The organism is Marisediminitalea sp., assembly GCF_984433645.1.
Genome location: NZ_CFIDRX010000032.1, coordinates 20,007 through 30,560 on the forward strand (window position 1 = coordinate 20,007; position 10,554 = coordinate 30,560).

Genomic DNA, 10,554 nt, shown 5'->3' on the forward strand with positions numbered 1-10,554 from the left:
GAGTATCGCAATTATGAACTACACAACATTTAACAAAAGTCGTCTGGCGGTATCTGTAGCGTTACTGATGGGCGCTGCTGGTCAGCCTGTTCTGGCTCAAGAAGCGGATGACGCGGCAGAGCCGCAGGTTGAGGTCATTGAAGTACAGGGTATCCGCGGCAGTTTATTACGTGCCATGGACCTGAAACGCAGCACGCCAGGGGTAATGGATGCCATTTCTGCAGAAGAAATGGGTAAATTTCCGGATTCTAATCTCGCTGAATCACTGATGCGAATCCCAGGTGTTACCGTTAGCCGTAACAACGGTGAAGGTAGCCAGATTACCGTGCGTGGTTTTGGCCCTGAGTTCAACCTGATCACGCTGAACGGCCGTCAAATGCCGGGTACCGGTTTTACCCGTTCATACAGCCTGGAAAACCTGTCGGCCGAAGGGGTTAAAACCCTCGAAGTGTACAAGACTTCTACGGTAGCGAATCCAAGTGGTGGTCTGGGCGCGACGGTGAATATTGTTACCACCAAGCCGCTGGCGCAGCCGGGTGAACGCTACTCGTTCATGGCAAAAGCCCGTCACGATGAGTCGGTAGAGAAGGGCGACACAGTTACACCAGAAATCGCAGGGGTGTACAGCAACACCTTTAACGATGATACATTTGGTGTGTCACTGAGCTTTAACCACTACCAGCGTGATTTCCAGCGTCAGCAAGCCAATATTCAAGGCTGGCAGGCCAACGTAGACTTGCCGGATCTGGATGATGCATTGGTGATTGACCCGCGTGCCGTTGACGAAAATGGCGATCGCATTGGCAACCATTTCTTCCCGAAAGACATGAACTACGGTATTGATGACGTTGAAAATGAGCGTACCAATGCACAGTTAACCATGCAGTATGCGCCTACCGAAGACGTGAAAGTCACCCTAGACTACACCGTGACTAACTCAGTGGTTGGTGTGGAAAGTATTGGTTGGGGTATCTGGAACGAATTCGGCGGCAACATCAACGCCTACGAGCTGGATGAAAACGGCACTGCGCTTTATGCCGATATCGGCGGTAACGACGGCTCATTCACGGCGAGCCGCGGTACTACTGAAGTTGACGCTCGCTCGATTGGTTTGAACGTTGAGTGGCAGGTAAATGACGACCTGAAGCTGAACTTCGACTATCACGATTCCAACAATGAAATCGACAACGGTGCCGACAAAGGCATGGGCAGCAATGGTCAAATCATTCTTGGTTCTGACCAGTTGATTTCCAAAGTGTATGATTACCGTACGGGTGAAATCCCGCACGCCTACATTAATTGGCGCAATGGCACCAATGAGCTGATGCCAAGTGAAATTGATTCCAACTTCAGCCAGTTCATTCATTCACCCGGTGAGTCGACCATTGAACAGCTGCAAATCGACGGTGAGTGGTTTAACTCTGCTTTTGATATTCCTATGGCAGTGGTGAAATTTGGTTTAGCTCGCACTGAGCAGACCATGGGCGGGCATTCTGCCTGGAGTGGATTGCGCGGTGGCCCAGGCTTTAACCCTAGCTTTACCGAGATCTTCCCGGACAGCATGTTTACCCGTCATGATACATCGGGCCTGCTGGATGCGTTCGCCGGCGGTGGTAGTGCGCTCATGCCAAACTATTACTACACCTACGACTTCAATGAAGCGGTAGCGCGTCAAATGGCTTACCTGACCGAAGATATCATGGGCGCAGACGTTTATGTGCCGGATGCTTACTTCGATGGTATCGACAGCGAGAGCTACGTAGAAGAAGTGACGAACAGCTTCTATATCCAGACGGAATGGGATTTCGATGTTAAGGATTATCCGGTAGAGTTGATCGCAGGCTTACGTTACGAAGAAACCGACGTAACCAGTACTGTGCGTCAGCGTGTTGAAAAACAAGTAAACTGGGTGAGTGCTTCTGAGTGGATCATGCAGTACGAAGAAGGTGGCACAGACAACTTCCTCACGCAGTATGGTAAACACGATGTGTTGTTACCCGCCATTGATTTACGTGTTGAGCTGACTGAAGAGCTGATGGCGCGTTTGTCATGGGGTAAGAGCATGGCTCGTGCACCGCTGGGTAATCTGGCCGGTGGTAGAGCGTTAAGCGGCAGCCCTAAACCTGGTGCCCGCACCGGTGGTCAGGGTAACCCGAACCTGTTGCCATTTGAGTCAACTAACCTGGATATCGCATTAGATTATTACTACGGCGAAGGGAGCTATGCGTCCATCGTGTACTTCAGGAAAGACGTAGATAACTTTATTCAGACCACAATCACGGAAACCACGATTGAAGGTTTGCATGACATCTACAATGGACCACGTTACTTACAAGCCATCGCTGATATTGAAGCGCGTGGTGAGCAGGCAACCAGCACCGCTATTTTTGATCAAATGCTGGCAAATGGTCACGGAAATGCCGATGGGCAGATTGAGCCGGATTCAAGTGATCCGTTGATCGTATGGAACATCAGCCAGCCAACCAATACCGACTCTAAGTCTGTAGATGGTTTCGAAGTTGCGGTTCAGCACTTGTTTGGTGAAAGCGGCTTTGGTTTTGGTGTGAACGCTACGTTTGTGGAAGGTGACGTTGAATTTGACGTTGACAGCCTGACACAACAAGCGCCGTTGACCGGTCTGGGTGATTCAGCAAACGTACAGGGTTTCTACGAGAAAGATGGCCTGTCTGTGAAACTGACTTATGCCTGGCGTGACGATTACCTGTTAGGTGTGGGTCAGGCTCAGGGCTCAGCAGATGCACCACCTCAGTTCTTTAAAGACTTTGGTATCTGGGACATGAGCGTAAATTATGACATTAACGAATCACTGACTATGTTCCTGGATGTATTAAACATCACGAATGAAACGGAACAGGGTTATGGTCGTTATCAGGAGCAATTCTTGTTTGCTCGTCAGTACGGAACACGTTATGCACTCGGTGTGCGTTATACTTTCAACTAACGAATAGTGGTTGAAGTACGTGTAGAGCCCGGTTAGGTAAGTAACCGGGCTTTTTTTTGCCTGTTAAAGACTAATCGAACACCGCAATGGTTTGACGGCTCAGGGCGACAACGCGTTGTTTGTCATCCCAGATGGTCGCTTCGGTGTGGGCGTAACCATCAACAGCGAGTTTGGTGTCCACCTGATAGCCAAACCATGGGTTTTCCTCGGTTACCTCCAATGGCTGCACAAATTCAATATCCCAGCTTACTGTGCTCACCGGTGCAGGCAATTTCAATTGCTGGATAATGGCTGGCGGCCAGCAGTCAATCATGGTGACCAGGTGCGTAGGCGTAAAGGTAGCCGGTGGTTGTTTAAATCGCATCCAACCGTGATAGTGACTGTGTTTACTCCAGCTAAACGGGATCTGTCCCTGTTCAATCGCCAGTTCAAAGTGACGGAAGAAATTTGGCGTTACCTTAGGGATTTGCGGAATAAACTTGGCTTTTTTGGGGATAGCCATGTTGTGCTCAGGCAGTTTGTCGACGTGAATTTTAGACTTACGTCCTACACCAAAGCAGGCTTGTACACACACGCAAACCCGGTCGTTTTGAACCAGTTTCCCCAGATACTGCGACATATTTCTGCCGGTTCGCAGTTCTTCAACTACCAGCTCAAACGGCGTGTCAAAACTGACTGGGCCGATGAAATTAACATGGTAGGCGCGAATGCTACGGTCGTTGTCTACTACCTGATTCAGGGCGTGATAGATGAGTCCTGCGGTAATGCCGCCAAATGCGGTGCGCCCCTGGCCCCAATTGCTGGGCAAGCCCGGGTGAGTACTCTGCCAGAGAATAGCAGACTGTTCGCTGGCCTCAGACGTTAACGCTAATAATTGATCAATGTGCATACTGACTTCGGTTACCTAAATTGTGGCCGCATCGGCGTGATTAAACTCAAATGCTGCCGGTAATGCTTACTATGGTTAGTGTGGTATTATCTGTTAGCTTTGTACAGAACACGACTCATTCCTGTTTATATACCTTTATAATTGCTTACAACACCATGTCTCAAACACCTGCTGTGCGTGCACAGAAACCGTATTATGTGCTGCTTATTTTAACCTTGGTCTATGCCTTTAACTTTGTCGACCGACAGATCATTGGTATTTTGTCTCCGCTGATAAAGGCCGATATGGCACTTACCGATGCGCAACTTGGCTATTTAAAAGGCATTTATTTCGCCATGTTATACACCCTTACGGGCATACCTATTGCCTGGTTGGCAGATCGCAGTCACAGGGTGAATATTATTGCGGTTTCTCTGACGATGTGGAGCGGTTTTACTGCGCTATCCGGTCTTGCGACACAATATTGGCAACTGGCATTGTGCAGGCTTGGTGTGGGCATTGGAGAAGCGGGCGGGACGCCACCAGCACACAGTATTATCGCTGATTTATTTCCTGCCAGTCGACGCGCAACCGCAATAGCACTGTATTCGCTGGGTATTCCGCTTGGCATTATGCTGGCTTATCTGGCATCGGCATTTATGCTTAGCGGCGGGGAAGCAAACTGGCGTGCGGTGATGATTGCCGTTGGCTTGCCTGGCGTGTTACTGGCACTGGTGCTGAAATTCACTGTGAATGAGCCCGTAAGGCAAGGGGCGACAACCACTCGTTCACTTTCTTTAATTGCAGGCATCAAAACTTTTATCTCTGTACCCAGTTGGTGGGGCATGGTGATGGGGATCACGCTATCCTCATTTGCGAATTATGCGATTACCGGCTGGCAAATGGACTTTTTTGTACGTCGTTTTACCGATACGGATATCGTTGATCTATTGGTCATATTTGGTGTCATCAATGGCACCTTGTATGCCCTCGGGGTATGGGCTGGTGGGGTGATTGCGGACCGCTGGGGGCAGCGCTTCAAAGGCGCGTATGCATTGCTTCCTGCGATTGCCTTGTGCATTGGAGTACCGGCATTTTTTGTGGCGATACACACAGAGCAGCTTTATCTGGCGATAGCCGGTTTTACGCTGTTACTGGTAACGTCCGGTACCTATTTTGGCCCCTGTTTCGCTATGGTGCAGTCGCTGGCTCCGGCCCAATGCCGCGCTATGTCTACCGCGGTATGCTTTTTTGTGCTCAATTTGATTGCACTTGGCGGCGGACCTACTTTTGTTGGTCTGGTCAGTGAGTCCAATATGGCAGAGTTGGGTGAAATGGGGGCGTTGTTACTGGCGTTCAAATACCTGGCTGTCCCTTTTGCATTGTCTGTATTGGCGTTTGTGTGGACCGCGTTTCGTTTGGAAAAAGACCTAGATGCTGTAGCGTCAGCTTACTAAACGAAAAACGGGCAATCTGTGTTGCCCGTTTTAACATTCGACAAATAGATTAGTCTTGCGGAATCATCGCACCACCAACCGGTTGGCCCAGCATTTCACGGGTAACCAGCACTACGCCTTTGGGCGAGACCCGGAATCCTCTGCGGCGGTCTTCATCGTGATCATAACCAATTACCATGCCTTCCGGGATCACGCACCCGCGGTCGATAATGACTTTGCGTAGACGGCAATGGCGCTTAATCTCGACATCCGGTAATAACACCGCTTCTTCAATCAATCCGTAAGAGTGCACGCGAACGTTTGAGAAACACAGCGAGCGTCGCAGGGTTGAACCAGAAATGATACAGCCACCAGAGACGACGGAGTTGATGGCTTCACCACGACGGTCCTGATCTTCCCAGACGAATTTCGCCGGTGGCAATTGCTCCTGATAGGTCCAGATAGGCCATTTACGATCGTACAGGTTCAGGGCAGGAACAGGGGCAACCATTTCCATATTGGCTTCCCAGAATGAATCCAGGGTACCCACATCACGCCAGTAAACGTGTTCGTTGTCGTTGCTTTGGAAAGGGTAGGCGTACACATCGTGGTCCTGAATAATGCTTGGAATGATGTCTTTACCGAAATCACGTTCAGAGCCTGATGTTTCCGCGTCGCGACGCAGTTGTTCAAACAGAAACTCGGTTTCAAACACATAATTACCCATAGACGCCAGACACATATCCGGCTCGCCCGGCACAGGGTCTGGCGATTCTGGTTTTTCGGTAAAGCCCTTAATGCGCAGATCTTCATCCACCGACATTACACCAAATGCACCTGCGGCTTCCTGCAGTGGTACCTTCATACAGCACACGGTCATTTTAGCGCCGGTTTCAACGTGTCTTGCCAGCAGGTCACCATAGTCCATGCGGTAAATATGGTCGCCCGACAGGATCATTACGTACTTAGGTAATTCTTCACGAATAATATCGATGTTCTGGAATACCGCATCGGCTGTTCCTTCGTACCAGTTTTCAGAAAAACGCTGTGATGCAGGTAGAATTTCAACTGATTCACCCAGTTCCTTTTTGAAGTGACCCCAACCCCGAACCAGGTGACGGATAAGTGAGTGAGACTTGTACTGAGTGATAACGCCAATGCGCCGAATACCAGAGTTAATGCAATTAGACAGCGGGAAGTCGATAATACGGAATTTACCACCAAAATAGAGTGCAGGTTTGGCACGCCAGGTAGTCAGCTCATGTAATCGTGAACCTCGTCCTCCTGCGAGGATGAGAGCATAAGTATCTCGGGTTAGGTTACTGATATAACGAGAGCTGTTGTCGGCCATTCTATTCTCCTTCTGACACGCACAGTCGGCAATCATCCAAGTGGTCGGGTGAGTACCTGAGGTTGGCAATGTTCAGTACTGAAACAATGCACTGTAAATTGTATTACTTTTCACTATCTTACGCTGAGTATAAATATTGCTCAAGCCAGTATTTACAAAGATTTAAATATGCTGGCATTCTGCCTGAATTATTGTAATGTACCGGCAAGACCCGATTGGCAAACTGCCATTTTTCTTCTTTTTCAGTTTGAATACATATCATGCCTAAACAACCTGTTATTTTTGACCACGACGGTGGAATCGACGATTTGTTGTCGCTAATTTTATTGCTCTGTATGCCGCATATTGAGCTAAAAGCGGTGTGCATAACCCCGGCTGACTGCTACCCCGATGACGCCCTGGAATCCACCCTTAAAATTTTGCATATGTTTAATGCTACAGACGTGAAGGTAGCAGTAGGGGACATAATCGGACCGAATCCTTTTCCGGCAGACTGGCGTGCCCAGCCTCGTTTTTGTCGGGCATTGCCTGCGTTTTTGCGCAGCACAGCTGATCAATTGCAATGTGTATCAGAGCCCGCACACGCATTAATGAAGCAAGTTATCGAGTCCATTAGCGAACCAGTAACGGTACTGATGACTGGGCCGGCATCTAATCTGGCTGCCGCTGTACAACAAACAACGGCATTGAAACAAAACATTGCCAAGGTCGTGTGGATGGGCGGTGCGATAGACGTGCGTGGTAATGTGGCCATGCACGATCACAATGGCACGGCGGAATGGAATGCTTACTGGCATCCTCAGGCTACATACGATTTGCTGGCTGCGGAGTTGCCGTTGTTGCTAGTCCCCTTAGACGCCACTAATCGGTTGCCGGTTAGTTGGGATTTCCTGCAAGCATTATCAGAAATCGGCACACCGTTGTCGGAGTTGGCTGGACAGTGCTGGGCGGCAACGGTAACTGCGATACCTGCCTATGAATTTACTTACTTTATGTGGGATGTACTGGCAACGTGTGTGCTTGGCGTGGCACCTGATGCGTTAACCGTGTCGAAAGGCAAATGTCTTGCTTCTGTGCGTACACCGAATGCCGGGCAAATTTGGCAGGAAAGTACAGGATTTGAATGTGAGTGGCTCTGTGATGCAGATGCGCCGAAAGTCATTAATTACATTTTTCAGCTGTTAAAGTCTAAAAAAGCAGTAAATCTCTCAAATTGTTAAATTGATGTTATAATTCCTCTGGGTCGTTACAAACAGGGGACGCTATGCCGGGGAGCAAAGCAGCGTTAAACATCATCATCATACTGGTCTTCGTTGGTCTGGTCGGCGTTATTTTACCCAGCGAATACCGTATTGAGCGTTCAATTGAAGTTGAAGCGGCCCCTGGCGACATTTACCCCATGCTCGTTGACCTGCGAAAATGGCAGCAGTGGAGCAGTTGGGGCCAGCGTGATGCTGCCGCTATTTACTCCTATGACGGACCCGATCGTGCTATTGGTATGCGGGTTCAGTGGCAGAGTGAGGTATTAGGGATTGGCTCTATCGAGATTAGCGCTCTACAATTCAATCGAAAGCTGACCTATTCAATGCAAAATGTGACCCACGGTATTGAGGCAACCGGTGAAATACGACTTGAAGCGTTCGACAACAAAACCCGCGTGATCTGGAGTAGCCATGGCGACGTTGGACTTAATATCATCGACCGCTATAAATTACTCACCTTTGACGACAAATTAGGCCGCGACCTCGACGTCGGTTTAGAAAATATTAAAGTACTTGCTGAAAACAACTTTACCGCCTCATAGGGTGAACAAGCTCGATTATTAAGGCGATCTTATTCGTAACGTAAAGCGTATCTGTATGAAATGTAGTACTTTAATTAAGCCCATTCCGTTTTAAACAGAAAAACTAATGAATGCTCGTCAACGCAAACTCATTGCTTCACTCAGTGCCAGTAAGCTCGCAGATCTGCTGATCTCGGCGAAAACCACGTTACCTGCTTTATTACTAGCGGCCGGTGCACCTGCCTGGATGCTGGGATGGTTAGTACCTATTCGCGAGTCTGGCGCATTGCTCCCCCAGGCACCGTTGGGTGTGTTGCTGAGGCGATTGCCAGCCAGGCACCGTGTTTGGCGTGTCGGTATGCATGTTCAGATTCTTTCAGTGCTTGGCATCGCGGCTGCTGCATTATTCCTTGACGGGGCTACAGCGGGCTGGTGTATGTTAGCTGCGTTGGTGCTGCTGAGTCTCGGACGGTCAGCGTGTTCACTTAGTATGAAAGATATTCAGGCAGACATTGTCGAACAGGGAGAAAGAGGCAAGTTGCTTGGCATTGCGTCTACCATCTCCGGTATTCTGACCCTGGCTATAGCGGTGCCGCTCACTTTCATGGGAGAGGACTTGGGCAATAAGGTCGCGTCGGGGATCACATTGTTTGCCGCAGGTGCCTTTACCGTCGGACTGGTCATTCTTTACGCCAACCACACCCGCGTAGAAACTGAAGAAGATGGTTCCAGCGGGTTTAACTGGCGATTCGACAGCACTGTTTATCGGTTTATTTTAGTGCGCGGACTGTTTGTTCACAGTGCATTACTTGCACCTTACTTTATGGTGCAAAGTGAGCAGGATGCAATGCAATTACTGCCGTATTTTCTGGCCGCTCAGGCGCTGGCGACCATGCTGTCGTCGTTTATCTGGGGCAGTGTGGCCGACAAAAGCGCTCGCCTCACTTTGCAGTTGGCTGGTGGACTCGCGTTACTGGCATGTGCTTTGTTGAACTGGCTACCCGAACACAATGTTTACACCGCAGGTTTCAGCTTTTTTGTACTGGCAGTGGCGCATACCGGGGTGAGGACAGGCAGAAAAACTTACAGTCTGGATGTTAAAGAAGGGCAGGATCGTACCGAACTGGTTGCGTTCAGCAATACCGCGATTGGCATTATTTTGCTGGGATTTGGCGCTTTATATGCAATGTTGTCGGCAACAACTGAACTCAATATTGTCGCGATCATGTCGGGTGCTTTGACGGCAGGCATGCTGTTAACACTGATCCTGCCGTCTGAAAAATAACACCAATGTAGGGCAGTTTACCGACCCAATACGACGTTAATAACTGCGGTTACACTTCGCCAGCATTGCTGTGTAGGTCCGGGACGTGGCCTGGCGCTCCAGGTGACCAAACATGGCATTGGAAGCAGCGAGAACCGCGTTGAGGTTAACACCCGTCTCAATGCCCATGCCATTTAGCATGTACACCACGTCTTCGGTAGCCACATTGCCACTTGCACCCGCGGCGTAAGGACAGCCGCCTAAGCCGCCTGCTGCACTGTCAATGGTACTCACACCGTATTGCAATGCAACCACCAGGTTGGCCAGTGCCTGACCATAGGTGTCGTGGAAATGAGCAGCGAGTTTACTTACGTCAATGTCCTCAAGCAGGGTATCGAATAAGCGGTGGGTGTGCCCCGGGGTACCTACACCAATGGTGTCTCCCAGCGACACCTCGTAGCAGCCCATGTCCAGCAGTGTTTTTGTGACTTCAGCAACTTTATCGGGCAATATCTCCCCCTCATAGGGACAGCCCATAACGCAGGACAAATAACCCCGGACTTTCATGCCGTTGTCGTTTGCCATTTGCATTACCGTTTCAAAGCGCTTAAGGCTTTCCGCAATGCTGCAGTTAATATTGCGCATAGAAAAGGCCTCTGAAGCGGCGGCAAAGATGGCCACTTCGTCAACCTCTGCATCAAGCGCAGCCTGCATGCCTTTATCATTGGGCGTTAAGGCGCTGTAGGTAACTCCGGGTATGCGTGAGATACCTTTAAACACCTCTGCGGAATCCGCCATTTGCGGCACCCATTTGGGTGACACAAAGCTACCGGCCTCAATGCGGGTGAGTCCGGCTTTGGCCAGGGCGTGAATAAAGTCGGTTTTTGCCT

General features: G+C 49.7%; 8 protein-coding genes. 5 read left to right on the forward strand and 3 right to left on the reverse strand.

Going from position 1 to position 10,554, the window contains the following annotated elements; translation table 11 throughout:
- Positions 1 to 13: 13 nt before the first annotated feature.
- Entirely contained in the window at positions 14 to 2,962 is a 2,949-nt protein-coding gene (locus AC4MRN_RS06450) for a TonB-dependent receptor (protein ID WP_491202819.1), read from the forward strand.
- 70 nt (positions 2,963 to 3,032) lie between these two features.
- Here the strand turns inward: AC4MRN_RS06450 and AC4MRN_RS06455 are convergent, their stop codons facing one another.
- Entirely contained in the window at positions 3,033 to 3,851 is an 819-nt protein-coding gene (locus tag AC4MRN_RS06455) for an acyl-CoA thioesterase (protein WP_155015067.1), read from the reverse strand.
- A 155-nt stretch (positions 3,852 to 4,006) separates the two neighbouring features.
- Here AC4MRN_RS06455 and AC4MRN_RS06460 point away from each other — a divergent pair, with 155 nt between their 5' ends.
- Positions 4,007 to 5,287, forward strand: coding sequence for a spinster family MFS transporter (locus AC4MRN_RS06460; RefSeq protein WP_491202815.1), 1,281 nt, complete (start codon positions 4,007 to 4,009; stop codon positions 5,285 to 5,287).
- Between the two features lie 49 nt (positions 5,288 to 5,336).
- Here the strand turns inward: AC4MRN_RS06460 and glgC are convergent, their stop codons facing one another.
- Positions 5,337 to 6,617, reverse strand: a complete 1,281-nt coding sequence (gene glgC / locus AC4MRN_RS06465) for a glucose-1-phosphate adenylyltransferase (protein WP_073324780.1) — start codon at positions 6,615 to 6,617, stop codon at positions 5,337 to 5,339.
- Positions 6,618 to 6,877: 260 nt separating this feature from the next.
- Between glgC and AC4MRN_RS06470 the strand changes: the two genes are divergently transcribed.
- The 3 genes from AC4MRN_RS06470 to AC4MRN_RS06480 all read left to right on the forward strand — a co-directional run bounded on the left by AC4MRN_RS06470 (position 6,878) and on the right by AC4MRN_RS06480 (position 9,685).
- On the forward strand, positions 6,878 to 7,837 hold the full coding sequence (locus AC4MRN_RS06470) for a nucleoside hydrolase (RefSeq protein WP_491202816.1): 960 nt from the start codon (positions 6,878 to 6,880) through the stop codon (positions 7,835 to 7,837).
- Positions 7,838 to 7,881: 44 nt separating this feature from the next.
- Positions 7,882 to 8,421: an SRPBCC family protein gene (locus AC4MRN_RS06475; RefSeq protein ID WP_073324778.1), complete on the forward strand. Its 540-nt coding sequence runs from the start codon at positions 7,882 to 7,884 to the stop codon at positions 8,419 to 8,421.
- A gap of 106 nt (positions 8,422 to 8,527) precedes the next feature.
- Positions 8,528 to 9,685, forward strand: coding sequence for an MFS transporter (locus tag AC4MRN_RS06480; RefSeq protein WP_491202817.1), 1,158 nt, complete (start codon positions 8,528 to 8,530; stop codon positions 9,683 to 9,685).
- Between the two features lie 36 nt (positions 9,686 to 9,721).
- On the opposite strand, the gene AC4MRN_RS06485 is transcribed toward AC4MRN_RS06480, so the two are convergent.
- Positions 9,722 to 10,554, reverse strand: an 833-nt coding sequence (locus tag AC4MRN_RS06485; protein WP_491202818.1) for a hydroxymethylglutaryl-CoA lyase, incomplete at its 5' end; no start/stop codon positions are given.

Coding starts and splice junctions, on each gene's coding strand:
- AC4MRN_RS06475 (WP_073324778.1), top strand. CDS start 7,882: ATGCCGGGGAGCAAAGCAGCGTTAAACATCATCATCATACTGGTCTTC.
- glgC (WP_073324780.1), bottom strand. CDS start 6,617: ATGGCCGACAACAGCTCTCGTTATATCAGTAACCTAACCCGAGATACT.
- AC4MRN_RS06470 (WP_491202816.1), top strand. CDS start 6,878: ATGCCTAAACAACCTGTTATTTTTGACCACGACGGTGGAATCGACGAT.
- AC4MRN_RS06460 (WP_491202815.1), top strand. CDS start 4,007: ATGTCTCAAACACCTGCTGTGCGTGCACAGAAACCGTATTATGTGCTG.
- AC4MRN_RS06455 (WP_155015067.1), bottom strand. CDS start 3,851: ATGCACATTGATCAATTATTAGCGTTAACGTCTGAGGCCAGCGAACAG.
- AC4MRN_RS06450 (WP_491202819.1), top strand. CDS start 14: ATGAACTACACAACATTTAACAAAAGTCGTCTGGCGGTATCTGTAGCG.
- AC4MRN_RS06480 (WP_491202817.1), top strand. CDS start 8,528: ATGAATGCTCGTCAACGCAAACTCATTGCTTCACTCAGTGCCAGTAAG.